The following is a 24,926-nucleotide window of genomic DNA, read 5'->3' as shown; positions in this document are numbered from 1 at the left end:
CGTCCCCCAGATCGTGATCATGCACAGTTCCTTGACCGGCGCCCTACCCGTCGTAGCTGGTGGTGTGGTCCGGCCCGTGCTCGATGAAGGCAGCGACGGCGCGACGGTGGTCCCGAGTCCGCACCAGGTCGGCCGCCACCTTCGGCAGCATTTCATCCGACCTCGCCACACCGCCGGACTGGAAACCACGCAGGATTTGCTTCGTCGCCGCGTGGGCCCGGGTCGGGCCGGTGGCCAGCCTCATCGCGTAGGCGTGCGCGTCGCCGTGGAACGAGTCCGCCGGGAAGAGGGCGTTGACGACGCCCCACTCAGCGAGTGTCTCGCCGCGATACACATCACCGGTCATCACGAGCTCGCAGGCGCGCCCGACGCCGGCGCGCTGGGCCAGACGCTGGGTGCCGCCCATCGCCGGCGTGAAGGCGACCTTCCGCTCGACCAGCCCGAAACGCGCGGACCGTGTCGCGACGATGAGATCGCAGGCAAGAGCGATCTCGAAGGCTGCGGTGAGGGTGAGGGAGTGCGCCGCGAACACGGTCGGGCACGGCAGCCTCTCCAGCGCCTGGACCGCGCCGAGGTGGGCCGACCAGAACGCCGCGGCCTCGTCAGGCGGCACCTCATTGAAGATCTCGACGTCCAGGCCCGCGCTGACGACACGCCCGTCAGCGCGTACCAGAAGGCCCCGCGGGGAGTTGGCGGCCAGCCAGTCCACCGCGTCGGAAAACGCGCGCAGCATGGCGGTGTCGAACAGGTTCGCGGGCGGCCTGTTCAGCGTGAGGACGGCGAGCGGCCCGTCGAAGGCCAGCCGTACCGGCGACATCTCCGCGGACAGAGCCTCCGGCACAGCGCCGACCCGGGCCTCCGGCACAGCGCTCATCCGGGCCTCCGGCACGTGCTCATCCGGGCATCCGGCACCGCGCTGGTCCCGGCGGTGTCAGCCATCGCCGGCCCCTGGGGAGGCCGCGCCGAAGATGGCGATGGCGTTGTATCCGCCGAACCCGAATGCGTTGTTCTGGACGTAACGCAGCTCCGGTACGGCACGGGGCGCGCCGGTGACCAGGTCGATGTCGAGTTCGACATCGGCGGGATCGACCGCGGTCGGCGGCACCAGCCGCTCTTCCAGCGCCAGACAGGCCGCGACCGCCCCCGCCGCGCCGGCCCCGCCCATCAGGTGACCGACGGTGCCCTTGATCGCCGTGATGGCCGCGCGTGGATACGTCTCGGCGAAGATCGCACCTTCGGTGCTGTCGTTGGCCCGGCTGCCCGTGCCGTGCGCGAAGACGGCGTCGATGTCGTCCGCCTTGAGTCCGCACTGGTCCAGGGCGCGGCGGTGGCAGTCCACCACGCCCTCCGGGTCCGGCGCGGTGGGATGGCGGGCGTCGTTGTTCACGGCCACGGTCAACAACTCGGCGTACGGCCGGCGGCCGCCGGCGGCGGCGGCGCGTCCGGTCCGCAGAACCATGATTCCCGCGCCCTCCGACGGTGTGACGAAACGACGACCGCGGCTGAACGGCTGGCAGCCCACGGGGCCGATGGCGTGGAGGCTGCTGAAGCCGATGATGTTCTTCTCCGAGTACGCGTCGCAGCCGCCCACCACGGCCGTGTCCGCGACTCCGGCCCGGAGCATCTCCAGTGCGCAGGACAGCGCCACGTTGGACGAGGCGCAGGTGTTGTGCAGGGTAAAGACCGGCCCGGCCGCGCCCACCGCGCGGGCCACACCGTCCGCGATGGAGTAGCTGGACAGTCCGCCGCTGCCCGTGATGTCCCTCCGCCCGGCCACCAGGTCCTCGAGCACGTCGGCCTGACCGTCGTTGGTCCCGACGCAGACCACCGCATTCCGCAATCCAGGATCGCCCGGCGCCAGCCCGGCGTCCGCGATCGCCTCCAGGGCGGCGTATTCGGCGAAGATCGAGGCGGCGCGCGGCCTTGCCCGGCTCGTCTCGGTGATCCGCTCCAGCGCGACCGTACGCGCAGCCTCCGGCACCCGGGCACCGAGGACGCCCGGTTTCATGCCCGCGTAGAGCGGGGTCAGCTCCTCGAATCTGCGCCGCGCGGCGCACAGATCAGCCCAGAACGGCGCCACACCGGCGCCCGCCGGGGAGATCATGCCGAGTCCGGTGACGAAGATCCGGTCATCCATCGCTGTCGTCCTTCCGGGACACGGTGACCGCCTTCCGGGACACGGTGACCGCGGCTCGACGCCCGTCCCCGCTCTGGCAGCGGAGCACTGCACTCTGCGCCGGTCGCAGGCCGCGCACGAGGCGCAGGAACTCCGCCGTCACGAAGGCGCCGTTGCGCTCCACCGGTGAGTCGCCGGCCGCCGACGGAGATCGGCCGTCCTCGTCGTCCCGCAGCCAGGCGTAACCGCCAGGACGTGCCGCACGCTGCTCATTGGCGACACTCTGCTCATCGGCGGCCCGCTGCTCATCGGCGGCCCGCTGCTCATCGGCGGCCCGCTGCTCATCGGCGGCCTGCTGCTCATCGGTGACACGCTGCTCATCGGTGGTGAACTCGAATCTGGCCGTGAGCTCGTCGCCCGCGGTGAACACGCCATGCGCCACACCCGATCGGCAGCGAAGGTCCACGCCGTCGTGCCGCGCGTCGAGGAGCGCCTCCGCCGAGTACACGTCACCGACGAGGAGATGGCCCGTGCTCGACCCGCCGTTCGCGAAGGCCGAGAGCACCTGCCAGAGCGACAACACCGGAGTCAGCTGCCCCGCGTTGAGCGTGACGCTCCGCCCGGTCGCGCCGAGCGTCAGGCTGACGGACGCGGACGCCGAGCTGCTGTGGGCCTGCGGAAAGGCCTGAGCGGACAGGCGGCGGCCCTGCTCGGCCGCGTCCCGCTGGAGCTTGGCGACCGCGGCGGTGTTGCCGTACTCCGTGCCGATCACCACGGTGTCGTGGGTGCGCGGCCGGGACGGGTCAGCTCCGCTCAGCACCATGTACAGGCACAACCGGGTGAACCAGTCCCGGAACTGGTCTCCACCCGTGCCGACGACATCCCAGAGATCCCCCGGCAACTTCTCGGGGTCGACATCCGGCTGATCGGGGTCCTCCATGGCCAGCAACGCGACACTGCTCAGGTTGAACTGAAACACGCGACTCCCCACGCGACTCTTGTCGCCGCCGAACGGCCTAGCTACCGGTCAATCCGGCGACATATCTGTCGATATCGCCCACAGTCCCGAACCCGTGGATGTCTTCGTCGTCCAGGACAACGCCCAACTCCTCCTCGACGTTGACCACCACATCGATGAGCTTGAGAGAGTCGATGCCCAGGTCGTCCTGCAACTTCTGGCCGGGGGTGATCTCGGTTGACTCCGGGAGCTGACCGATCCGCCGCAGGATGGCGGCGATCTTCGGATGAACGGCTGTATTCACGGCGCCTTTCCCTTGTTCATCGCACGAGGACGGCCAGGCATCCGCGCGACGGCACTGTCCCTGCGCTGGTCCGACGACCACGCAGGCGGGACGTCGTACTGACCGGAACTCGTCACTACCCCTCTCAAGGGAGTATTCAGGCGCGTCGGCTCGGCGGCCAAGCACAGACGTGCGGCCCAAAGGGCATACCCGAACCGCCCCCGTCCGATCTCGATCATGTCGCGCGCGAGGGGAGCCGTTCGTCATCGAAGCGCAGGTCTCAGCCGCCGTGGAAGAATCACACGCACGAGGTGGCCTTCCACACGGGCTGACGGAAGCGCGTTTCCCGACACGAAGGTGGACGATGACCGCACGGCTAATCCAGCCCAGGGGACGCGGGTTCCTCCTCTCGACTTCCATCCCGTCGGGTGCGCCCGGATCGTCACCGATATGCGGAATCGCCTTTCAGCGAGCCACGGAAGGACACAGGACCGTCCCGTTGCCCTGTCGAGCCGGACCTGCCCTGGCCCACTGCCACGTCCTCCCGGCATGAAGGACGCGGTACGACGACCGCCCGGTGGGCGTCTTCCTATAATGACCGCCGTGGACGGACGCGCGGATGATCTGGTCGAGGTCGCGGCGAGCGCATGCCGGCGCGCGGGAGCCTATCTCGCCGACTCCTTCTCACGGCCTTCCCGCCTGAGCACGAAGAGCGGCCGGTACGACCTGGTCACCGAGTGCGACGCCGCCGCGGAGAAGATGATCAGGCGGGATCTGGCCGACGCCTTCCCCGGCAGCGTCGTCGTCGGCGAGGAAGACGGGGCGAGCGGCGCCGGAGACCTGACGTGGTACGTCGATCCGATCGACGGCACCCACAACTTCGCCCGCGGCATTCCGCTCTTCTGCGTCTCCATCGGGATTCAGCGGGCGGGCGTCCCGGTCGGCGGCTGCGTGTACGACCCGGTCCGCGACGAGCTGTTCAGCGCCGACGCCCACGGGCTACGGCTGAACGGCGCACCGCTGTCCGTTCCCGCCGGCCACGGTCCGGCAGCCGACGGAGCGGCGGAACACGGCAGCGCGGAACACGGCAGGATGGATGACGTGGTGGCGGACCCGGCCGGGGGCCGCCTGCCGATGCTGCTGACCGACATCCCCACGGCTGGTACGGCCGACAGCGCCGAGCTGAACCTCTTCTGCCAGATGCTTGACGCCGCGGACGTGCGCCGGATCGGCAGCTCCGCACTGGCGTTGGCCTATGTCGCCGCCGGACGCGCCGACGTGGCGGCCAACGCCGACGTGTTTCCCTGGGACATCGCGGCGGGGCGGGTCCTGGTGACGGCGGCCGGCGGACGGTTCACCGAGTTCCCGGGGCCCCGGCGGCCGGGTGCGCCGGGGGGCTTCGTCGCCTGGCTCCCGTCGTGCGACGCGCTCGGCCGCCTGCTGGTGCGGGAGATGAGCGGACTCCCCACCCTCGCCACGCACTAGTTGCTCCTGTTTGCTCTCCGACTGATGGAGCGGTCAGTTGCTCGGCGCGGTGCCCTCCACGAGTCCGTACTTGATGGCCGTGACCACGGCGGCCGTGCGATTGGTCGCACCGAGCTTCAGCAGCAGGCTGCTCACCAGGCGCTTCGCGCCATGCTCGGAGATCCTCATGCGGGTGGCGATCTGCCGGTTGCTCAGCCCGTGGGCGAGATGGGCCAGCGCCTCCTGCTCCCGGAAGGTGAGCCGCGCGGAGCCGAGCGCGAGAGCCGTACCACGTCCACGGCCGCGGCCGATCAGCATCCGCCCGAGATCAGCCGGGAGTGGCATCTCTCCCGACGCGAGCTGCACGAGAGCCCGTTCCAGTGCGTCGGCCTTCAGCTTCTGCCGGATGAGATAGCCGTCGGCAGGGCTCGCGGCGACGTCGAACCCGACCGAGACCTCGTGTTCATCGATCAGCAGCAACGTCCTCGGGACGGCGCCGTCCGCCCCCTCCGGCCCGTCCGCCCTGTCCCGCCCGTCCCGCCCGTCCCGCCCGTCCGGCTCGTTCGGCCTGTTCGCCGTGAGCTCGACGTCGGCCATGCTGTCCGGTGTCGACAGGACCACGTCGGCCTGCGAATGCTCCAGCACCCGATGCAGCTCACGCACGTCGCCGGGGTATTCCGCCTTGATGGCGAGAGAAAGCGTCGGAAGCAACGTCTGTAAACCTAGGCGTAACAATTCATCATTGATGAACACCACGACATGAACAATGGGGAGGTCCACGATTTCCTCCGTGCTTTTCTTTGCATCGATGGGTGGGCTCCTTCCGGCCTGCGCGAAGACCGGCCGGATGACGAAGCCGGTGCCAGGTGCCGACCTGTGCGTCGAATGCTCCGACGCGAAGGATGTGTCCTAAGTCGCGGCGACGATACGCATCGGTGTGCCCGCGACCATCTCCTGTGAGACGTCCATCCCGAGCGTTGTCACAAAGCGCTCGAACGCCTTGTCCTCGCCTCGGCCCACGCGGCCGTTCGCCGCCTCACGGCGCGCGCTGCCCGACATACTCGTCAACGGAAACCTCCCCCGGCCGGTGGCGGCCAGTCAACCGCCGGCCGTTCATCCACAGGACCTGTCAATGTCGAGAATCGCGCTCATCAAAGGCCCCTGCCGCCGCGCGGACGCCCGGGGGATCAGGAGCCTTTCCGCAGGCGCTCCGGTGAAGAGCCGCCCAACGGTGACAATCACCACGCGTGCCGCACGATCGCGTCGTGGAAGGCCGCGTAGTCGGGATAACCGGTCATCGAGATGCCCTGCCCGGCAGAACAGGCTCGCGGAGTCCCGTTCTCTCAGGGCATCGAGTGAATGAAGTGCCTTCGACCGTCAGGTCGCGTCCGCCGTGCCATTGTGACCGCCGGAGCACAACTCCGGCACGTCCGTCGCAAAGCCAAATTGGCTCACCGAGAAACTCTTCCCGCAACGGCCCCCCTCAAGGACAGCCAGATCGTGTACATCACAGCCCGCTAGCGAATGGCAGCTGTTTGTAAGTAAGGCTTCCTATCGATGCCGTGGAGGCTACCGGCGCGCCAGCGGAGCAGTCAAGGGCGCAGTGAGCAGCCCATTCGCCGCCACGCCGTACGCACCGGCGTCTATCTGGGAATTCAGGTGGATGAATATAGCGGGGCCGAAAACCGGTCATCCCACCGGCTGATCCCACCGGCTCATCTCCACCAAGGCGGGTGTCACCCCACGCCGCTGATCTTCTCGGGCTTGATGACGAAGATGACGCGCACCTGGTCGCGCCCGCCGTACCACGGGTACGGCTTGCCGAGGTATTTGTGGGCGAGCATCTCGATATGGTCCGCAGCGCCCTTGGTGGTGACATCGACCACCCGGCCTCGCACCTGGAAGTAGCGCGAAGGGTTGTCCGGATGCGATATGGCGACCGCCACGCGCGGGTCCCGCTCGATGTTCCTGGTCTTCACGTGGCTCCGCACGCTGTTGATGAGGACGTGCTCGCCATCGGTGTCGACCCAGGTCTGGGTCACCTGGGGCGAACCGTCGGCCATCGACGTGGCGAGGTAGCAGACACTCGGCCGGCGCAGCAGGGCGATCAGTTCTTCGGTGAGTTCCACGACGTTCTCTCAGCTTGCTGGTTGCACAAGGGGCCGATCTCGCGGGCCGCTCCGGTGAAGGGGGCCGATGTGCGCGGCTTCACCAGGTGATGTTCCAGCGACCCTTGGGCCCTCGATAACCCATCGATCATCGCAGGACCCGCCGTTAGACCCGCAGGCCGGCCCCGATCGAGGCTCAACCATCGGGAAACCAACCGGTGCTCCGTCCGTCAGGCCCCTTCCGTGTTGGAGACGAGGATGGAGGAGTCCCGTTCGGGCTCGGCATCGGACGGGACCCGGGACGGCAGCAGGAACAGCGTGGCCACCGCGCCGACGGCGAGTATCGCCGCACACCACCAGGCCGAGCTCGTGAGCGCGTGTGCGAACGCCGCCCTGCCGGCCGACACGATGGAGGCCGCCTCCCCAGGGCTCGTCCGTGCCACGCCCAACGCGCCGCTCAGCGACTCCCGGGCGGCCGCCGGCAGGACGGCGGGCAGGGCGGCGGGCAGGGCGGCGGGCAGGGCGGCGGTGTAGGCCGCGGCCAGGATGCTGCCGATGATGGCGACGCCGAAGGCGGAGCCCAACTCCTGCACGGTGTCACTCCTGCACGGTGTCGTTCATCGCTGACAGCAGACCCGAGCGCTCCTTCGGGCCCGAGCTCATGAGGACGTCGTTGGTCAGCGGGGTGGCCAGCCCCATCCCGACGCCGAACACCACGAGCGTCACGGCGATCGGCAGGTAGCCGCCCTTGGGACCGTAGACGGCCATGACGCCAGGCTGACGCCGTACAGCATGCCGTTGACCCCGAACCGCTGGCGCCGATGAACCTGGGATTGCGCAGGATCGCCAGGTCCACCATCGGATGCCGGGCCAGGGCCTGCCTGGCCAGGAAGAGGGCCAGGGTGGCCGCACCGCCGCCGAGGCCGATCAGGGCGTCGGCCGAGCCCCACCCGTCGCGCGGAACCGAGATCATGCCGTAGGTGATCGCGGTGAACGCGACGACGGACAGACCCCCAACCCGCACCCCATCGACCGATCACGGCGAAACACAAGACGGCAAAAATCCACCACCTTCGCGGATTGCCCTGTGTCATCACAACAAATCAACCTTTGATGCGATTTTCGACATACCAAGCGCGCCCGCAAGCGCGCCTCATCAAGCGCCGCTGTTCCAGCGCCTTTAATCAGGCATTTACCGCAACCTCGACACCCGACGGCTTTCTGCCGTCCATAAATACGGCACCCTGACCGAGGACCACGAGGCCAGACTCGTAGGCGAAGATCACCGCTGGATGCGGTCACGTCCAGCGAGCTTGGTGGGGGTCCGGCCGACGTGGACCTTGGTGGTGGTGTCGGAGAAGAGCTCCGCGGCGTACGGCCACGCGGCCCGCCGCACCCGCTGCCATCCGACACGTGGAGACGGTAAGTCAGGAAGATTCACTACATCCCCTCCGCGCACTTCAAGCGCGGTGACTCCCCGAAGCTTTGGACTTTACCAGCCGAGTCGGGAAATTTTTTCATAACCATCCGATATAAGCCCTAGCAGGAACGATCCAAACTCCGCGGGCAGGGCAACTTCGGCCGCCCGGGGACGCGGGAGGGCCCTTGCGCACCTGACAAGCCGATGGTTACCTAGGGGCTCGTTAGGAAACCTTCCTAACTATTGCCCCCGGGGCGCGCGCCCGCCCACGGCGCGCGTCCCGGGTCGTCCATGGCCTCGTGCCGCGCTCCATGGACACCCCACTCCTGGCGACCTGAGGCAACTGGGAGAGCCCCATGCGGGACAGCACACGCGTACGCCCTCGGAGGAGGGCCGCAAACGGCGGACGTGACCGCCTCCGTGCCCCTCGGAACCTTCTCAGATGGGACGCGGTGAACATTCGCAGGTCGACGCGCCGGAGTGGCGTTCGACGGCTGGCGTCGTCCGTGTGGGTTCCATGGGTGTGCGGGCTCCTGGCACTGCTGACCATCGCGGGAGCGGAGCTGGTCGTCGGGGGCCGGCTCGACCCGGGGAGCCCCGTTCCGGCGATGGTGCTGAACGGCCAGCGATCGTCCACCATCTCCAAGGCCCGGCTCGTGCGCATGGTCCTGCGCTTCGCCGAACGAGACCTGGACGAACTCGCGGACGACCTGTCGCGGGCGGCCGACCCGGCCTCGTTCGACGAGCGGTTAAGGGACTTCCAGAGCAAGCGGCACAACCCGTACCGCAGCGTGTATGTCATCGACACGAGCGGACGCCTGCTCGCCCAGGCGGGCGGCCAACCGCACCCCGACCGCCTTCCGGTGGTGCCGACGAGCGCCGGCACCACCGACGCGATCGACATCGACCACGTGCCGGTGACCTTGCACTACGCGCCGCTGGGCTTCGGCAAGAACGGGCGGGCGGTCGCCGTCGGCGAGTACGACCTGACCGGCCTGCGGCGCGCGGTCCACGTAAGAGGGACGGCGACGGCGTGGGTGGTCAACTCAAGGGGCGAGGTCATCTACTCGACCGCTGGTTTCACGGCGTTCCAGCAGCTCGCGACGCCAGAGCTGCGCGCCGCGGCCCTCTCTCCGGCGGCCAGGTCACAGGTGTCGCTGCTCGGTCAGGCGGGCTCGCAGCAAATCGTGGTGTCCGTGCCGATACGCGGGAGGGGCAGGTGGCCCGGACCGCTGTGGAGACTGGTGATCGCGCGGAACGCCGACACCGTGGGCCTCCCGGGGAGCCGCACCCGAGACCAGGCCCTTCTCGCGGCCCTGGCGACCACGGTGGTGACCGTCGGCGCCTTCGGCTGGCTGTACGTGATCTGGCTGCGCCCGCTCCGCCGGCTGGTGCGTGACGCCGAGCGCCTCGCGGCCGGTGATCTGAGCACCCGGGTGGAGGTCCGCCGATACGACGAGCTGGGCCTGGCCGCCCGCGCGCTCGAAGGCGTCCGGGTCGCCCTGATCCGCGACGCCGCACCGGCCGCCGGGCCGGGCCTTGACCGGCGGCTGAGCCTGCCGCCCGGAAGGGAGTTGTGATGGTCTACTACCTGTACGGGGTCTTCGCCTTCTCCGTGGGCGTGCTTTTCGTGGCCGGCCTGGTCGAGCGCCGCGGCCATCAGCGCCACCTGGCCGAGATCCCGGTGCGCATCCTCGTCAACGGCATCCGCGGCAAGAGCTCGATCACCCGTCTGGTCGCGGGCGCGCTCCGCGCCGGGGACCTCGGCGTGGTGGCGAAGACCACGGGCACCGCGGCGCGGTTCATCCATCCTGACTCCACCGAGGAGCCGGTCTACCGCAAGTTCGGGATCGCGAACGTCGTGGAGCAGATCGGCGTGGTGCGCCGCGCCGCCGCCGCCGAACCGGACGTCCTGGTGATGGAGTGCATGGCGATCCAGCCCGCGCTGCAGGAGCTCAACCAGGAGGTGCTGGTCCGCTCCACGATCGGCGTCCTCAGCAACGTGCGTGAGGACCATCTCGAGGAGATGGGCCCCACACTGGACGACGTGGCCAGGTCACTGGCCCGCTCGATGCCGGCCGGCGGGGTTTGCGTGACCGCCGAGCGGGATCGCCGCGCGGTGCTGGAGCGCGAGGCCGCCAGGCGCGGCTGCAGGCTCGTGGCGGTGGATCCGTCCGAGGTCACCGGTGACGAGATGGCCGGTTTTCCGTACCTGGCGTTCAAGGAGAACGTGGCGATCGCCCTCGCGGTGGCCGCCGAGCTGGGCGTCGGCCGGGAGGCGGCGTTGCGGGGGATGTACGCCGCCCCGCCCGACCCGGGCGTGCCGTCGGTCGAGGACTACCACACCGAGGACGGCACCGTACGGCTGGCGAACATCTTCGCGGCCAACGATCCGCAGTCGACCGTCATGAACTTCCGCCAGCTCGCCGCGGCCGGAAAGATCAAGCCACCGTTCATGACACTGATCAACTGCCGTCCCGACCGGATCGCCCGCAACGCCCAGATGAGCCGCCTCGTGGCCGAGCTCGACACCGACATCCTCGTCCTCATCGGGCATCCGACCAAGTCGGCTCTGGACGCGGTCCCGGCGGACTGGCGGGGCCGCGTCCTGGACCTCGGCGGGCCGGATCGGGATCCCGCCGACATCTGGCACAACATCACGAGATACGTCACGGGCAACACCTCGCTGATCGCGATCGGCAACATCCACGGTCAGGGCGAGCGGCTGCTGGAGCATCTCGAATCCCTTCGCCACCTGCCCACGCCCCTGGAGGCACGGTGATCCCCTCCCTGCCCACCGACCTGCCCGCCGAGGCCGCCACCCTGGGCCTGGCCATCGGGCTGCTGTTCGGGCTGTGCTGCTACCTGCTCACCAACCTGTCCCCCGGAGGGATGATCACCCCGGCCTGGCTGGCGATCACACTGCTGGAGGACTGGCGCCGGATCGCCATGATCATCGCGATCACTGTGCTGACCTGGGGTGGAGCCGTCGCCGCGCGCAAGGTGATCATTCTGTACGGCAAGCGGCTGTTCGCCGGCGTCGTCATGCTCGGCGTGCTGCTGCAGATGACGCTCTCGCTGTTCCTGATAAGGGAGCATCCGCTGCTGTTCGGCTACCAGACACTCGGCTTCATCGTGCCGGGGCTCATCGCCTACCAGTTCCTCCGGCAGCCCGTAGTGGCCACCGCGACGGCCGCCCTCACCGTCACGGGGCTGACCTATGCCGTCCTGGTCGGCGGACTGCTGCTCTTCCTGCCCTGGTGACCTACGGCAGCGCGACTCGGTGAGGCGAAGGAGCGATGAGACCCAAATCGACACGGCACGACCAGGTGATGCTCGAACCGCTGCGGTCCGCCGTCACGAGTCGGCGCTTCCGGTGGCGGAAGCCGCTGATCGCCGCGCTGATCGTCATCGGCGCGGCCCTGGCCTGCGGCTTCGCGTGGCGGAGCAGCGGTGGCGGTGAGCTCACCTTCGAACGGTACGCCCGCCAGCACCGCACGATCGTCAGGGACGGCGACGGGCGGACCCTCGCGATGCTGACCGACGGCGCCCGCACCGTGGTGTTCATCGGCGTCGAGCGCACCTTCGCCGAGCCCAAGGCGACGGGGGCGACCGTGACCACCCGCGCGCACGTCCGCCTCGCCCCGCGCCCATGGCACAGCGGAGCCGAGAGGGAGGACTGGTTCACCAGGTGGTTCGCCGCCGCGCGGAACAGCCAGGCCCCTGACGTGCTGGACATCGCCGCCCAGTACCTTGACGGCGCGCCCACCCTGCGCGACGGCAAGGGCCTGCGATACGCGGGCGAGGCCGACTACGGCCCGCAGGGCGACGACGAGCGGGTGGAGGCCGCCGACTTCAACGACTACCTGGGGGTTCGCTGGACCTACGGCCGTTTCGTCCGCGAGCCGAGGTCCCAGTTCCACAACTCCATGGACTGCTCCGGCTTCCTGCGCATGGTGTACGGCTATCGCTCGGGATATCCCCTGGAATTCAAGCCGGCGACTGGCCGGGCCCTGCCGCGCAGGGCCATCTTCATGGCGGAGAAGGGCCCGGGCGTCGTCATCGTCCCCGACAGGCACCGACGGGCCACGGACTACACCCGGCTCCAGCCGGGAGACCTGCTGTTCTTCAACGTCAGCCCGAACGACGGCGACGACATCGATCACTCCGCCATCTACCTCGGCCTCGACTCACAGGGACACCATCGCTTCATCTCCAGCCGTAAGACCGCCAACGGCCCGACCATGGGCGACATCGGTGGCCGGTCGGTTCTCGACAGCCGGGTGGGCCTGTACGGCCAAGGCTTCCGCGCCGCGCGACGACTGTGAATGTGACTGCCCGCTCTCAGGCGGGCAGCCGACGTGCGGCGCGGAGCGTTTTCGGGGGGCTCGGCGCTTTGGCCTGCGGCGCCGAGCGTCTTTCGGGGGGCTCGGCGCCTTGTGTCGAGGGCGGAAGGCTTCTCACGGGGCAGTGGCGGGCCGGCGGCGGAGGAGCCGGCAGTCGGCGCACCAGTACGGCCACCAGTCAAGTGACTTAAGCGCTCCTATCGACCTGATTCGTACGGTCCTTTATGTGAACGCCGTCGGGAAGACGGCGTCCCGCCGGCGAGCCGTACGCGCGGCCTGCCCGCGTTCAGCGTCAGCCGCGCTCTCCGTACTTGACAGATTTCCGTACCTGAAAGAAGGCCACATGCGCCGCACCGCCCTCCCCGCGACCGTTCTACTCGCCACGCTGGGGATCACCGCCATCGCTCCGTCAGCAGACGCCGTCGTGTCGCGGCAGGCCGCTCCCACGGCGGCGGGCCATGCCGACCCGCGTGTGCCCGCGGGCTTCGCCGAGCGTCAGGCCCACGTCAACGGCATCACCGTCAACTACGTGCGCGGCGGGCACGGGCAGACGCTCGTGCTGCTGCACGGCTATCCCGAGAGCTGGTACGAGTGGCGCGGGATCATGCCGGCCCTCGCCGAGCACTACACCGTCATCGCCCCCGACCTGCGCGGCGCCGGCGGCTCCAGTGCCCCTGAGGGCGGCTACGACAAGAAGACGATGGCCGCCGACCTGCACGGCCTGCTCACCAAGCTCGGCCTGGACCACCACATCAACCTCGTCGGTCACGACATCGGGACGATGGTGGCCTACTCCTACGCCGTCCAGCACCAGGACCGGGTCGCCAAGCTCGTGCTCAGCGAGGCGCCCATCCCCGACAAGAGCATCTACAACTTCCCCGCGCTGACCCCGCAGGGGCCGGGCGTCTGGAACTTCGGATTCTTCAGCGTCCTCAACGGCCTGCCCGAGCAGATCATCGAGGGCCGCGAGCGGCTGTGGGTCAAGAAGTTCATCAGCCTGATCGCCGTCCACAAGGACCGCGCGGCCGACCCCGCCGCCATCCGGGAGTACGCCGGAAACCTGCGCGACGACCGCAAGCTCAAAGCGAGCTTCGAATGGTTCCGCGCCCTGAACCAGGACGTCGCCGACAACAAGGGCTTCGCGCGGCACAAGCTCCGCATGCCCGTCCTGGCGCTGGGGGCCGACCACAGCCTCGGCCGGTTCGTCCCCGACCAGGTCAAGCAGTACGCCAAGAACGTCAAGGGCGATGTCATCACCGACTCCGGCCACTGGATCTACGAGGAGCACCCGGAGGAGATGACCCGCAAGCTACTCGACTTCCTGGCCTGAGCCTGACGCCCCCCGATCACGTACAGAAAGAACGATGTGATGACATCTCAGCGTCACGCGCAGGCGACCCGGCGGACCTTCCTCGCACGCGCCACGGCCGCCGCGGCGATACCCGTCACCGCCGGCCTGTTCGCGGGCCGCGCCGAGGCGGCGGACGCCACCGACCTGCCCGACTATGCGGCGATACCTTCGGCGTCGCTGGGGCCGGCGCTCAACGCCCAGGGCTACTACGTCGGCCAGATCAAGGGCAACCTCTACTGGGTCACCGACGGCTACTACCAGGCGATGTTCCTCACCACCCGGCAGGGCGTCGTGCTCGTGGACGCGCCGCCGACCATCGGGCGCAATCTGCTGCGCGCCATCGAGGAGGTCACCCAGGCCAACGGCAGGCCGAGCACGGTGACCCACCTGGTCTACTCGCACTCCCATGCCGACCACATCGGAGCCTCGGTCATCTTCGGCAAGGACGTCGTCCGTATCGGTCACGCCGAGACCCGTACGCTTCTCCGCCGCGACGGGGACCCGAACCGGCCCGCGCCCACGGTGACGTTCGACGACCGTTACGTCCTTCGGGTCGGCGGCGAGCGGCTGGAGCTCACTTACCACGGCCCGAACCACTCGCCGGACAACATCTTCGTCTACGCCCCCGACCAGGAGACCCTGATGGTGGCGGACGTGATCTACCCCGGCTGGGTGCCGTTCACGAACCTCGCCGTCTCCCAGGACATCCCCGGCTGGGTGGGCGCGCACGACGTGGCCATGAACTATCCGTGGAAGACCCTGGTGGGCGGGCATCTCGGCCGCCTCGGTGTCCGCGCCGACGGCCACCTGCAGCGGCAGTACATCGCCGACCTGGAGGCCAGCACCCGGGACGCGATGGCCACTGTGGATCCGACGCCGTTCTTCCAGAAGTACGGACCGGCGGGAAACGGTTGGGCGATCTTCAAGACGTACCTCAACGCCGTCGCGCAGCAAGCGGCCGCCCCGGTGGTCGCCAAGTACACCGGGACTCTGGCCGCCGCGGACGTCTACACGGTCGACAACGCCTTCACCATGCTGGAATCACTACGGATCGACTCGGGCCTGCTCGGCCCGTTCGGCATCCACCCCTGAGGTCCGTACGGTGGACACCGCCGATCTACTTATGGCGGTGTCCACCTCGTCCGTTCAGGACCGGCGCTTGGCAGTGTCGGCGTAGCGGGCGCGCATAGCCTCACCATGGCGGGACCGGCGGTGAAGACGAGATCATCGCCGTCGACGCGGCGCCCGGTCGCCCTGCCGACCACGACCGGCTCGACCTCCTCGCCGGTCTCGGCGTCGAGCAGAATCATTTCCCGCGTTCAGCTGCCGGTCATCACGGCGTGCATGCGCACGTGCGGCAGGGCCTCGGACCCTCTGTTCTGCCGCTGCAGGGTACGGCCGAGCAGCAGGTGGGCGTACGCCTCGGCCGGCTCCTGCTCCAGCACCCGGCGCAGCTCGGCCTCTGCCCTGCCGAGCTGAGCCGAGTGGTAGTACGCGCGAGCGAGGAGCAGCCGTACGGACAGGTTGCCCGGGTCCTCGGCGACGACGCCGGCCAGGATCCGAGCGGCCGTGATGTAGTCCTTCGCCTCGAAGAACAGCACCCCGCGCCGGTACTCCTCGGCGAGCGTAGTCGTGTTCATGGTCGCTCCTTCCTGCGGTGTCGCCAGCCCCCAACACCGTTTGAGCGCTCAACTATTCCGCGGGTGTAAGGACGCGGCCGCACCTCACATGCCGGGGACGACCCAGTCTTCGGGGGCCCTGCTCAGCCGTCGGAGGAGTCGGAGTCGCGGGCCTGGTCGGCGGCGAGGTTCGCGACGGCCGTCTCGAGGTCCTCGTCAACGGCGTCGTCCAGCTCGGCGTCCCGGTCCGCGTCCTCGTCAGTGAGGTGCACCGCGGCCTCTTCGGCGCTCGCGGCGCCGGCGTCGATGCCCACGTCACGACCGAGCAGCTCACCCGAGCGGTCGCCGTCCTCGCCGACCAGCCTGCCGCTGCGCGGCTCCTCGTCGTCCCATCGGCCGGCGAGCCGGGCCGGGTCCAGCTCGGGCTCCTCCTCGGCCAGCAACTGGTCGAGGGACTCGCCCTCGGCGGCCTCGGCGGCGGTCGTGCCGTACCTCTGTCCGGCCGACCAGCGCTCGGCTGCGGTCAGACCTGTGTTGAGCGGATCGTCGTCAAGGTCATCGGTCAGCAGGGAGTCGGAGGGCTCCAGCACCCCGTCGTCCTCGATCATGTCCTCCTGGACGTCTTCCTGGACGTCTTCCTGGAACTCGTCGTCTTCGATGGCCATGGCAAGCCTTTCGGCAGTAGTGATCAGTAGTTATTGGGCAGTGATTGGCAGTGCTTCAGGAGTGATTCCGTAGTGATTCCGTGAGCCCCGCGTGAACAGGGGTGTGCGGCGACCAATCATGTCAAGTTATCCGGAGTCCCGCCCGACCCACCCCGGCAGTCGGGGCTACGAGTGAGCGTCCCGACATGTCACGACTCCTGAGCGTAGGTGCGTATCTCGATTGAATCGCGGTCGGGGTCGCGCACGCCGGTGGCTCGGTGTTCACACTGGTCCGCAAGGGGAGGCGTTGTGTCGGAGCCGTCTGATACATGTGTGGCATGGGCGTGAGCGTGGACGAGTTCCTGGAGATGCTGGCCAAACTGCCCGAGGTCGTCCAGACCGACAGCGACAGTTGGATCTCTCTGAAGGTGCGGGGCAAGGGTTTCGGTTACCTGTGGGAGAATACGGAGACCGTAGGGCTCAAGGCGACGATCGAGGAGCAGATCGCGCTCGTCGCGGAGCGTCCGGAGGTGTTCGAGGTCCAGTTCACCGCAGGCCGGTTCGGCTGGGTGGTGGTGCATCTGGCGAAGATCGATGCCGATGAGCTGTTCGAGCTGGTCACCGAGGCATGGTGCCTGACGGCCCCCAAGCAGCTGGTGGACGCCCACGAGGGCGGCGGCCCGGGCCCCCGGGCCGGCCGGCACCTCTGACCGTCCACGATTCCCTCATGTCCGAAGGACGGGACCGGCCGCGGGTCCGCCGTCAAGGACGGGCATCGTTCCGATGACAACGCTGGCGTTCAGCTCGGTGGAGCCGGCCGTTCTCGGGATCAGCCCGTTGCGGGCGACGATCTCGGCGGTCTCCCGCGCCTGGCCTTCGCTCGTCTCGACCAGCAGGCAGCCGCCCGGCGCCAGCCATAGTGGCGCGGCGGCGGCCACCCGGCGCACTACGTCAAGCCCGTCGGCGCCACCGTCGAGCGCGACCGGAGGCTCATGGATGCGGGCCTCCGGAGGGAGCAGCCTGATCGCCCCAGTCGGCACGTACGGCGCGCTGGCGACCAGGATGCCGACCCGGCCTCGCAGCGTTGCGGGCAGCGGCTCGTAGAGGTCGCCTTCGTACACGTGGCCACCGGCGGCGGCGACGTTCCGGCGGGCACACCGTACGGCTGCGGGGTCGATGTCGACGGCGTGGAGCTCGACAGCGTGACGGTCGACAGCGTGACGGTCGACTTGGTCCAGGGCCGCGGTCAGCGCGGCGCCCACCGCGCCCGAGCCGCAGCACAGATCGACGACGACGACCGTTGACCGGCCGGATGCCTCACCTACGGATCCCGCGGAGTCGGCGGAACCGGCGGAACCGGCGGAGCCGGTGTGGTCGGCGGCATGGCGGGCGATGGCGACGGCTTCGTGGACGAGGAACTCGGTGCGGCGGCGGGGGACGAAGACCCCTGGGTCGACGGCTATCCGCAGGCCGCAGAACTCGGCCCAGCCGAGGACGTGTTCGAGGGGCAGGCCCGCGACGCGCCGGTCCACCATGGCGGCGAGATCGGCCGGCGTGCGTGCCGTGGAGATGAGCAACCGCGCCTCGTCCTCAGCGAAGACGCAACCGGCGGCGCGAAGCCTGGTGATGACGAGGGATCGGGGATATGAGGGGGAAACCGACATGGAGCACCTTTCGGAACGCCGATGGGCGCTCCCTCGGTCACCTATATCGGGTCGACCGCACAGCCGTGAGATGAGAGCACCCAGCCTGATAGAGCGGTAATGGGTCTCACCTCCTAGGTCCGTGCACTGCTGAGGACGGCCACACTACCCGAGCCGAATCGCCGCCCCGGCACAGCCCCCCACCGCAGCTTCACCTGACCGCTATCAGCTGACCGTCGAGGGCTCCGGCTCGGGGCTCTTGGCCTGCCCCGGCCCGGGTCACGAACGCCGTCCGGCGACGGATGACGGCGGTGGCGCCCCCGCCGCTGACAGCGAACGCCGGCGGGATCACCTACCAGCGGTTGAGCCGGTGCCCGAGCAGATGATCGAGCGAGAATCGGCCCGGTCCCGCCGGCCCCACCGCGGCGGAGGTCGGCGCCTCGCCGGCGGCGATCCATCAGAGGGCGACTCGGCCGGCGCCCGTCCCGGCTCCGAAGCCCTGCCGGGCGAGCCAGCCGAGGGTGTAGTCGGCCACCTCGTACCAGCCGCTGTCGATGGTCAGCGAGTGGCCGCGATCGGCGAACTGCTTCAGCTCGGTGACGGCGGGCGAGTCGCCGTACAGCTTGAAGGCGGCGCGGGTCACCACGTCCGGGACGGTGTGGTCCTTCTGCCCGGAGATCAGCAGCAGCGGTCCTCGGGTCGCGTTGGCCGTGTCGACGGCGGCGGGCGAGTGCGAGCTGAAGTTCGCGAACGCCGCCTCGAACAGAGGACGCCCCGGCGAGGGGATCGTCCACCGTGCGTACAGCTCGTTCGACTCCTTCTCCGAGATCGCGTTGCCGAAGCCGAAGCGGAACTGGGCGGCGGTGAGGGAGACCGCGCGCTTGCGGTTGGCCGGGTTGCCGAGGACGGGGAAGCCCGAGCGGAGCTGCGCGAGCGGCAGCGGCTTGACGCCCTTGATCTGCGCCGGGTCGATGGCGACGGCCGCACTGCCGTACCCCATGCCGAGGAGCTTCTGGGCGATCAGGCCGCCGAAGGAGTGGCCGACGAGGATGGGCGCCTGCTCCAGCGCCCTGATGGTGTGCGCGTAGTGCTCGACGACGACGTCGATGCCGACTCCCGCCACGGCCTCGGGGGTCTCGCGAGCCTCGGCGACCATGGGGGACTCGCCGGGCCAGCCCGGCGCGATCGGGTCGTAGCCCTGGGCGCTGAAGACGTCCATCCAGGGCCGCCACGAGGTCGCGTGGAGCCAGAGGCCGTGGATGAACAGGACGGGGGTGCGGGTCTCCGACATGATGCCGTCTCCTTGAGTCGTGTCCGGGCTTTCGCTGCCGGCTTTCGCGGCTTTCTATCCGGCTTTCGGCCGGCTCGCTGATGACTCAAGGTTCCGCCGACCGTCATGCCCGGCGACACGGTCAAATGACTGGCGCATGACGGGTCACGTCCCGATGGCTCTCGTTTATGGCCCCCCTATTCCTCCTGCTGTCCGTCCATCGCGGCGAGCGCGTCGCGGAGTGAGGCCCGGGAGGTGATCCCGAGCTTCGGGAAGATCTTGTAGAGATGCGACCCGACGGTGCGGGGCGACAGGAACAGCCGGGCGCCGATCTCCTTGTTGCTCAGCCCCGTCGCCGCGAGCTCGGCGATCTCCTTCTCCTGCGCCGTGAGCTGCGGCCGGTTGCCGTTTCCGGACCGTACGCCGGCCCCGGTGGCGCGCAGCTCGAGCTGCGCCCGTGCCAGCCATGGGCGCGCGCCGAGCCGGGCGAAGGCCTCCTGGGCGAGGTGCAGCGCCTCACGGGCGGCGCCGTTGGCGTGCAGGCGCCGCAACCAGACGCCGTAGGCGAGCCGGATCCGCGCCTGCTCAAACGGGAAGCGACCGCCCGCGGGCCGCGCGAGGGCCTGTTCGTACAGCTCGCGGGCCTGATCGTCAGGCGCGGTCATGGCCAGGGAGCCGAGCGTGAGCAGTTCCAGGCGCGGGGAGATCTCCCCAAGTCTCGCCTCTTCGGCGGCGAGCGCGTGCCGCCGGGCCTGCTCGGATCGGCCCGTGTGCAGGGCCGCCTCGACCAGGTCGAGCAGCATGCGGGGCGCCTGGTGGGAGTACGGCGTGAAGATGCCCGGCTGCGTCACGCTGGAGGCGTGCAGGTAGGCCGTCTCGTAGTCGCCCGCCCCCAGGGCCGCCAGCGTCCCGATGAGGTCGTGGAACTGGGTGAGCAGGCCGATGCCGCGCGGGCGCGCCCAGCTTTCGACGGTGTCGCGCAGCTCGCGGGCCTGCTCCAGGTCGCCCCGCGAGGCCGCGATGACGCCGAGGTAACTGCGGAACTGGTGGGCGAACAGCTCATAGCCGTGGCGGATGGTCATCTCAAGGCCCCTGCGGCCGGTGGCTTCGGCCTCGTCCCAGTGTCCCGACCCGATCTGGTCGAGCATGACGACATGGAGCATGGTCATGACGTTGGTGATCGCGCCGGCCTCGCCCTCGCGCTCCACCATCCTGCGCAGGGCCGGCCGGCATTCCGCCAGCATGTCGACGTAGAACGCCGACACGGTCAGCCGCATGACGTCCCACGGCTCCCCGCTCGACAGCTCGGCGAAAGCCTCCTCCAGACGGGCCCGTACGGTGAAACCACGGTGGACGAGGTCGCCCCATGAGTCCCGGTAGAGCAGCGTGAGGGGCTCGACGCGGTCGGCGAACCGGTCGAACTCCGCGTCGGTCAGCGCCCACAGCTGCGGGTCGCAGGCGAAATGGCTCACCGCGAGCAGCACGTGCAGCAGGCGCGACAGCGTCTCCGGATCGGCGCCGCCGCCCTCGCGGCGGAGGGCGTGCAAGAGCCCGCGGTGCGCGGAGACGACGTCACCGTAGCGATACAGCGCCAGGTATGCCGACGTCACGGCGGACGCCGCCGACTCAACCGCCCCGACGGCCCGGTCCGACTCCTCAAGCAGCCGCTGGGCCTGGTCGAGCTGGGCCGACTGCCCGGCGATGTAGGCCGCGTCGGCCAGCCGTCGCGACCGGTCCGCGTTCCTGGGGCTCAGCTCGGCCGCCCGGGTGAGCGCCGCGACCGCCGCCGTCGAGCCGCCGCGGAGGGTCGCGATGCGGGCGGCCTTCTCCAGCGCCGCCGCCACCGACTCGTCCGGGTCGAGCGTGGCCGCCGCCAGGTGCCAGGCGCGCCGTTCCGGGTCATGCCGGTAGACCTCCGCGAGGTCCGCGTGGGCGGCCCGCCGCTCGTTCGGCGTCGCCATCTGCGCGATCGCCGACCGCACGAGCGGATGCCTGAACGCCATCGCGCTCTCGCGCGGGTCCGTCACCAGCAGGCCCATCTCGATCGCCTCGTCGACGTCCCGCAGCCGGTACTGGGCCGTCGTACGGCTGCGCGGGGCGTTTCCGGCCCGCATGCCGTCCAGCGCGGCTCTGAGCAGCCGGAGCCGCGTCGAGTCGGACAGATCGCGCACTCTGCGGCCGTAGACGGCCTCAAGGCGACGGGAGAGCGGGACACCGGCCGGCAGCAGGTCATCACCGCTGACGCGACCATCGGCGAAGGCGCGAGGCAGCTCCTCAAGCGCCAGCGGGTTGCCCTGGGCTTGTTCGAGCACCTCCCTGCGGGCGTCGGGGCCGAGCTCGGGATGGGCGAAGGCCAGCAGATCGGCCGCCTCGCTCTCCGGAAGCGCGGAGATCTCCAGCTCGGGGAGACGGGCGCTGTCGAACGGCGTCTCCACGTCCGAACGCGCCGCCAGGGCAGTGACGATCTCGTAGTCGGCGAGCCTCCGGAACACGAACGCACAGGTCTCCGCGCTCGGCCGGTCGAACCAGTGGACGTCGTCAATGATCAGGAACAGTGGCTGTTCGGACGCCGTCAGGGCCAGAAGGTCGAGAACGGCACTGCCGATCGTCATCGCGTCTGGCGCTGCCCCGGAGACCTGCCCAAGAGCCCGCTCCAGGGCGCTCCTGTGCTCTTCGCTCAGGTCGCCGATGTGCCGCCGGACGGGATGGAGGAGTTGGTGGAGCGCCGCGTACGGCAGTGTGGTCTCGCCTTCCACTCCGGAGGCGTGCAGCGTCCGCATTCCGCGTTCGGCGGCGAGATCCGCGGCCGCCTCGAGAAGGCTGCTCTTGCCTACGCCGGCGTCCCCCCGAAGGAAGATCACACGCCTGGCTGTGGGGGCGGTGGAGAGGAGGTCGCGCAGGACACCCAGTTCGTGGTCACGTCCGACAAGGCGCCGAGCACGCCCGTTCATGGGCATCGTCTCACGGGGGACATTCCGCCACTTTATCGACAGTTCACCGCCCCCCAGGAGGACACCGCCGGCCGCCGGACCACCAGGCCGGCAAGGCCATGCCGGACGCCCGGGACACCTCTTTACGGCGGGCTTGCCGTAACCGGCGGCTTGGGGTTGTGGGCGTGCCGCGACCGGCCTGATCATGATCGGGGACGCCCGCCGCGACCACCATCGGAACCTGTGAACGCCGCCGCGACCGGCCGGAACCGCTATGCGGGGCTGTGAAGGCCGGCGCGACCGGGCAAGATCGCGATGCGGGCTGAAAGCCGCCGCGACCGGCCGGGACTGCGGTCGGAGCGCGCGCGTCCGGTCCGTCGCGGCGCGTGACCTACCCGAAGGCCTGATCGCCCAGCGCGGACCGCGCCTCGTCGACCTTGTCGGGGCACAGCGCGAAGAGGACTTCGCCCTGGCAGATCGACACGGGCAGCAGCCAGTTCACGTTGACGTTGGCGTTCGCCAGCCTCCGCGCGAACTTGGCCACCTCACCGGGCTGGTCCGGGCACCTGACCTGGAGCGCGGGATGCGCGGTGAAGTCGATGCCGGCGCCCTCCAAGGCCGCGGCGGCCGCCGCCTCGTCGGACGCGACGAAGCAGATGGTTCCATGGTCGCCCGTGGTCGTTCCGGCGCATTCGATGTTGACACCGCTGTGGCCGAGCACCTCGCACACGTGGGCCAGCTCACCAGGTTGGTTTTTGAGTTCAACGGTGTAGATGTTCATGACGACTCCCCCACGTCGTAACCGAACTCTCCCGTCAGTTCCGACGCTACGCCCGTCGCCGGTCACCGGAAAGCCGGGAAAGCCATGGCAACAGCGGTGCTGTCATCGGACGACGCGGCCACGGTGGATCACCCGCATCGGGCTGTCCAGGACACTCAGATCAGTGCGCGGATCCCGGTCATAGGCCACCAGATCGGCGGGAGCGCCCGGTTCGAGGCCCGGGAAGCCGAGGAAGGACCGCGCCGTCCACGACGCCGCTCCAACCGCGGCCTCCGGCGGCATGGACGCCGTCGCGAGAAGCCGCACTTCGCCGGCCACCGTCCCATGCGGGAGTTCCGGCGTCCCATAGCTGTCGGTCCCGGCCAGCACCGTCACACCCGCGTCGTACGCGGCGGCCACCAGGGGTCCCAGACGCGCGTGCGCCGACCGGAACCAGTCCCGGAACCGATCAGAGCCCGATACTCGGGCGACCTCCTCGAACGTGGCCCAGACGGTGAACGTCGGCACGAGAGCCGTCTTCTGCTCGGCCATCCTGTCCAAAAGCGCCGTGTCAAGGCCGAGTCCGTGTTCCAGGCTGTCCACCCGTGCCTCCACCGCGGCCCGGGCGCCCTCTGCCGTCTGCGCGTGAACGGCGACACGCCCTCCTACGGCATGCACCCGCCGGGTCAGGTCCCCGAGAAGGTCAGCGGACAGAGGCGGCGCGTCGAGACCCTTCTCGTCCACCACCCAGTCCGCGTAGACCTTGCACCAACCGCCGGACGCGAGAGCCTCCTCGACCGCCGCGTGAGCCAACTCCGCCTGGCCGACCTGCCGCGCCCAGCCTTCGTAGAACATGCCCGGCAGGCCCAGCCAATGGCCGGCCGACACGACACGCGGCTGGTCCGGCTCCGTACCGAACCAGGCCGGCAGGCGATCCGCCGAGCCGGGCACGCGTAACAGCGTCACGCCCGCCGCCAGGTGCTCCCGGCCATGACGCCGGAGCAGCCTCCCGTCGAGGGGATCGCCCGGCCGCTCGGCGCCCGGATGCGTGTGCGCGTCCACCAGCCCGGGCAGCAGCCAGCCACCGTCCACGACAGTCGTGGCGTCGCGGACCGGCTCACATGTCAGCACGCCTTCCGTGATCCAGAACTCGGCGGCCTCTTCGGACGGCAGTGCGACACCACGCACCCGCAACGCCCCCGCCGCCCCAGGACCACCCCTGCTCGCCGCCCTCATAGCGCCCCCCGACTCGACGTGTTCATGCAGGTCCTTCTCCCCACAGTTCAGCGTGCGACAGCTTCGTTGACCTGCGGCGGTGTGCATGGTGGAGCAAGACCACGCGGGCGTCGGCAGGGCCCGGTGCGTGGTTCAGGGCTTGCGGCCGCCCAGTTGCTGCTCAGTTTCGGAATCGGGCGGCGTAGCGGCCTTTTCTGCCGAGGTGGGTGAGGCTCCAGGTGCCGTCGGGGTGGCGGTGGGTGGTGTAGCGGTCGGGGTGGGCGGCTTTGTCCCGGTTGTGCCAGGTGCAGGCGGGGGCCATGTCCTCCAGGTCGGTGCCGCCGCCGTTGATCCACCCGTTGACGTGGTCGATCTCGGCCATGTCGGCGGGGATCGCGCAGCCGTCGCAGTAGCAGGTGGCGTAGCGGGCGATCAACGCCTGGCGTTGGGCGGCGGTGGCCAGCCGTACCGCGCGGCCCATGTTCAGGACCTGCCCCTTGGCGTCCACCACCATGCGGACCAGGCGAGAGGTGCGGGCCAGCCGATGCACATCGGAGATCGGCAGCAGTTGCCCGGTCGCGATCAGCAGCCCGGGCGCGAGCCGGTCGGGGTGGTGCCCACACCTCCCACACGCCGCATCCCCCACCCCCTCACCCGCCCCCTCAACCGCGCCACCGCCAGCGTCCGCACCCGCCCCCGTCCCCTCACCGGCACCGGCAGCGTCCGCACCGGCACCCGCCTCCGCGCTCGTGTCCACGCTGGTTTCCGCAGTCCCACGTCCGGCATCTTCCCCGGTGGA

At 69.7% G+C, this 24,926-nt stretch carries 25 protein-coding genes; 8 read left to right on the top strand and 17 right to left on the bottom strand.

Going from position 1 to position 24,926, the window contains the following annotated elements; all coding sequences use genetic code 11:
* Positions 1-43 precede the first annotated feature (43 nt).
* Genes N5079_RS34565 through N5079_RS34550 form a run of 4 tightly spaced genes read right to left on the bottom strand, consistent with a single transcriptional unit; the run spans position 44 to position 3,378 of the window.
* Positions 44-874, bottom strand: coding sequence for an enoyl-CoA hydratase/isomerase family protein (locus tag N5079_RS34565; protein ID WP_261588441.1), 831 nt, complete (start codon positions 872-874; stop codon positions 44-46).
* A 57-nt stretch (positions 875-931) separates the two neighbouring features.
* The gene (locus N5079_RS34560) at positions 932-2,137 is read right to left on the bottom strand and encodes a beta-ketoacyl synthase N-terminal-like domain-containing protein (protein WP_261588440.1); all 1,206 of its coding nucleotides are present in this window, start codon (positions 2,135-2,137) and stop codon (positions 932-934) included.
* On the bottom strand, positions 2,130-3,095 hold the full coding sequence (locus N5079_RS34555; protein WP_261588439.1) for a hypothetical protein: 966 nt from the start codon (positions 3,093-3,095) through the stop codon (positions 2,130-2,132). The genes N5079_RS34560 and N5079_RS34555 overlap by 8 nt, the downstream gene beginning before the upstream one ends.
* A 37-nt stretch (positions 3,096-3,132) precedes the next feature.
* The gene (locus tag N5079_RS34550; protein ID WP_261588438.1) at positions 3,133-3,378 is read right to left on the bottom strand and encodes an acyl carrier protein; all 246 of its coding nucleotides are present in this window, start codon (positions 3,376-3,378) and stop codon (positions 3,133-3,135) included.
* A 582-nt stretch (positions 3,379-3,960) separates the two neighbouring features.
* Between N5079_RS34550 and N5079_RS34545 the strand changes: the two genes are divergently transcribed.
* Positions 3,961-4,842 carry an inositol monophosphatase family protein gene (locus N5079_RS34545; protein WP_261588437.1) on the top strand — a complete coding sequence of 294 codons (882 nt, stop codon included), beginning with the start codon at positions 3,961-3,963 and terminating at the stop codon, positions 4,840-4,842.
* 33 nt (positions 4,843-4,875) lie between these two features.
* Here N5079_RS34545 and N5079_RS34540 read toward each other — a convergent pair whose 3' ends face one another.
* The 5 genes from N5079_RS34540 to N5079_RS34520 form a co-directional block, all read right to left on the bottom strand.
* Positions 4,876-5,484 carry a LuxR C-terminal-related transcriptional regulator gene (locus N5079_RS34540; protein WP_261588436.1) on the bottom strand — a complete coding sequence of 203 codons (609 nt, stop codon included), beginning with the start codon at positions 5,482-5,484 and terminating at the stop codon, positions 4,876-4,878.
* A 246-nt stretch (positions 5,485-5,730) separates the two neighbouring features.
* Positions 5,731-5,889 carry a hypothetical protein gene (locus N5079_RS34535; protein ID WP_261588435.1) on the bottom strand — a complete coding sequence of 53 codons (159 nt, stop codon included), beginning with the start codon at positions 5,887-5,889 and terminating at the stop codon, positions 5,731-5,733.
* A 668-nt stretch (positions 5,890-6,557) separates the two neighbouring features.
* Positions 6,558-6,950 carry a PPOX class F420-dependent oxidoreductase gene (locus tag N5079_RS34530; protein ID WP_261588434.1) on the bottom strand — a complete coding sequence of 131 codons (393 nt, stop codon included), beginning with the start codon at positions 6,948-6,950 and terminating at the stop codon, positions 6,558-6,560.
* Between the two features lie 209 nt (positions 6,951-7,159).
* Positions 7,160-7,522, bottom strand: a complete 363-nt coding sequence (locus N5079_RS34525) for a hypothetical protein (RefSeq protein ID WP_261588433.1) — start codon at positions 7,520-7,522, stop codon at positions 7,160-7,162.
* Between the two features lie 4 nt (positions 7,523-7,526).
* A complete protein-coding gene (locus N5079_RS34520) occupies positions 7,527-7,697 on the bottom strand; it encodes a hypothetical protein (protein WP_261588432.1) in 171 nt (56 codons plus the stop codon).
* Between the two features lie 1,158 nt (positions 7,698-8,855).
* Between N5079_RS34520 and N5079_RS34515 the strand changes: the two genes are divergently transcribed.
* The 6 genes from N5079_RS34515 (at position 8,856) to N5079_RS34490 (ending at position 15,138) form a co-directional block, all read left to right on the top strand.
* Positions 8,856-9,929 carry a HAMP domain-containing protein gene (locus tag N5079_RS34515; RefSeq protein ID WP_261588431.1) on the top strand — a complete coding sequence of 358 codons (1,074 nt, stop codon included), beginning with the start codon at positions 8,856-8,858 and terminating at the stop codon, positions 9,927-9,929.
* On the top strand, positions 9,929-11,131 hold the full coding sequence (pgsB, locus tag N5079_RS34510) for a poly-gamma-glutamate synthase PgsB (RefSeq protein WP_261588430.1): 1,203 nt from the start codon (positions 9,929-9,931) through the stop codon (positions 11,129-11,131). Before N5079_RS34515 ends, pgsB begins: the two co-directional genes overlap by 1 nt.
* Complete coding sequence (locus N5079_RS34505; RefSeq protein ID WP_261588429.1) at positions 11,128-11,613, top strand: poly-gamma-glutamate biosynthesis protein PgsC/CapC; 486 nt, start codon at positions 11,128-11,130, stop codon at positions 11,611-11,613. The genes pgsB and N5079_RS34505 overlap by 4 nt, the downstream gene beginning before the upstream one ends.
* A 35-nt stretch (positions 11,614-11,648) precedes the next feature.
* Complete coding sequence (locus N5079_RS34500) at positions 11,649-12,677, top strand: C40 family peptidase (protein ID WP_261588428.1); 1,029 nt, start codon at positions 11,649-11,651, stop codon at positions 12,675-12,677.
* 361 nt (positions 12,678-13,038) lie between these two features.
* Positions 13,039-14,025, top strand: a complete 987-nt coding sequence (locus N5079_RS34495) for an alpha/beta fold hydrolase (protein ID WP_261588427.1) — start codon at positions 13,039-13,041, stop codon at positions 14,023-14,025.
* A gap of 39 nt (positions 14,026-14,064) precedes the next feature.
* Positions 14,065-15,138 carry an MBL fold metallo-hydrolase gene (locus N5079_RS34490; RefSeq protein WP_261588426.1) on the top strand — a complete coding sequence of 358 codons (1,074 nt, stop codon included), beginning with the start codon at positions 14,065-14,067 and terminating at the stop codon, positions 15,136-15,138.
* Between the two features lie 227 nt (positions 15,139-15,365).
* Here N5079_RS34490 and N5079_RS34485 read toward each other — a convergent pair whose 3' ends face one another.
* Both N5079_RS34485 and N5079_RS34480 read right to left on the bottom strand, forming a co-directional pair.
* Positions 15,366-15,686, bottom strand: coding sequence for a tetratricopeptide repeat protein (locus N5079_RS34485; protein WP_261588425.1), 321 nt, complete (start codon positions 15,684-15,686; stop codon positions 15,366-15,368).
* A gap of 122 nt (positions 15,687-15,808) precedes the next feature.
* A complete protein-coding gene (locus N5079_RS34480) occupies positions 15,809-16,330 on the bottom strand; it encodes a DUF5709 domain-containing protein (protein ID WP_261588424.1) in 522 nt (173 codons plus the stop codon).
* A gap of 347 nt (positions 16,331-16,677) precedes the next feature.
* On the opposite strand from N5079_RS34480, the gene N5079_RS34475 reads away from it, so the two are divergent.
* Positions 16,678-17,019, top strand: a complete 342-nt coding sequence (locus N5079_RS34475) for an MmcQ/YjbR family DNA-binding protein (protein ID WP_410007857.1) — start codon at positions 16,678-16,680, stop codon at positions 17,017-17,019.
* Between the two features lie 15 nt (positions 17,020-17,034).
* Here the strand turns inward: N5079_RS34475 and N5079_RS34470 are convergent, their stop codons facing one another.
* The 6 genes from N5079_RS34470 to N5079_RS34445 all read right to left on the bottom strand — a co-directional run.
* On the bottom strand, positions 17,035-17,973 hold the full coding sequence (locus N5079_RS34470; RefSeq protein ID WP_261588422.1) for a putative protein N(5)-glutamine methyltransferase: 939 nt from the start codon (positions 17,971-17,973) through the stop codon (positions 17,035-17,037).
* Positions 17,974-18,409: 436 nt separating this feature from the next.
* Complete coding sequence (locus N5079_RS34465; protein WP_261588421.1) at positions 18,410-19,243, bottom strand: alpha/beta hydrolase; 834 nt, start codon at positions 19,241-19,243, stop codon at positions 18,410-18,412.
* A 176-nt stretch (positions 19,244-19,419) separates the two neighbouring features.
* Entirely contained in the window at positions 19,420-22,173 is a 2,754-nt protein-coding gene (locus tag N5079_RS34460; RefSeq protein WP_261588420.1) for an ATP-binding protein, read from the bottom strand.
* A gap of 370 nt (positions 22,174-22,543) precedes the next feature.
* Positions 22,544-22,933: a hypothetical protein gene (locus N5079_RS34455; RefSeq protein WP_261588419.1), complete on the bottom strand. Its 390-nt coding sequence runs from the start codon at positions 22,931-22,933 to the stop codon at positions 22,544-22,546.
* A 102-nt stretch (positions 22,934-23,035) separates the two neighbouring features.
* Entirely contained in the window at positions 23,036-24,100 is a 1,065-nt protein-coding gene (locus N5079_RS34450; RefSeq protein ID WP_261588418.1) for an amidohydrolase family protein, read from the bottom strand.
* A gap of 208 nt (positions 24,101-24,308) precedes the next feature.
* Positions 24,309-24,926 (bottom strand): HNH endonuclease signature motif containing protein (locus tag N5079_RS34445; protein ID WP_261588417.1); only part of this gene is annotated, 618 nt, incomplete at its 5' end.

The organism is Planotetraspora sp. A-T 1434, assembly GCF_025420585.1.
GTDB lineage: Bacteria > Actinomycetota > Actinomycetes > Streptosporangiales > Streptosporangiaceae > JAOEGB01.
The sequence above is the reverse complement of the archived record's forward strand: the minus strand, read 5'-3'. Positions and strand labels throughout refer to the sequence as shown.

Excerpts from the sequence above, each read along its gene's own strand:
- N5079_RS34565 (WP_261588441.1), bottom strand. The coding sequence starts at position 874 with ATGAGCGCTGTGCCGGAGGCCCGGGTCGGCGCTGTGCCGGAGGCTCTG.
- N5079_RS34560 (WP_261588440.1), bottom strand. The coding sequence starts at position 2,137 with ATGGATGACCGGATCTTCGTCACCGGACTCGGCATGATCTCCCCGGCG.
- N5079_RS34520 (WP_261588432.1), bottom strand. The coding sequence starts at position 7,697 with ATGGCCGTCTACGGTCCCAAGGGCGGCTACCTGCCGATCGCCGTGACG.
- pgsB (WP_261588430.1), top strand. The coding sequence starts at position 9,929 with ATGGTCTACTACCTGTACGGGGTCTTCGCCTTCTCCGTGGGCGTGCTT.
- N5079_RS34500 (WP_261588428.1), top strand. The coding sequence starts at position 11,649 with ATGAGACCCAAATCGACACGGCACGACCAGGTGATGCTCGAACCGCTG.
- N5079_RS34495 (WP_261588427.1), top strand. The coding sequence starts at position 13,039 with ATGCGCCGCACCGCCCTCCCCGCGACCGTTCTACTCGCCACGCTGGGG.
- N5079_RS34490 (WP_261588426.1), top strand. The coding sequence starts at position 14,065 with ATGACATCTCAGCGTCACGCGCAGGCGACCCGGCGGACCTTCCTCGCA.
- N5079_RS34485 (WP_261588425.1), bottom strand. The coding sequence starts at position 15,686 with ATGAACACGACTACGCTCGCCGAGGAGTACCGGCGCGGGGTGCTGTTC.
- N5079_RS34480 (WP_261588424.1), bottom strand. The coding sequence starts at position 16,330 with ATGGCCATCGAAGACGACGAGTTCCAGGAAGACGTCCAGGAAGACGTC.
- N5079_RS34475 (WP_410007857.1), top strand. The coding sequence starts at position 16,678 with ATGCTGGCCAAACTGCCCGAGGTCGTCCAGACCGACAGCGACAGTTGG.
- N5079_RS34470 (WP_261588422.1), bottom strand. The coding sequence starts at position 17,973 with ATGTCGGTTTCCCCCTCATATCCCCGATCCCTCGTCATCACCAGGCTT.
- N5079_RS34465 (WP_261588421.1), bottom strand. The coding sequence starts at position 19,243 with ATGTCGGAGACCCGCACCCCCGTCCTGTTCATCCACGGCCTCTGGCTC.
- N5079_RS34460 (WP_261588420.1), bottom strand. The coding sequence starts at position 22,173 with ATGAACGGGCGTGCTCGGCGCCTTGTCGGACGTGACCACGAACTGGGT.
- N5079_RS34455 (WP_261588419.1), bottom strand. The coding sequence starts at position 22,933 with ATGAACATCTACACCGTTGAACTCAAAAACCAACCTGGTGAGCTGGCC.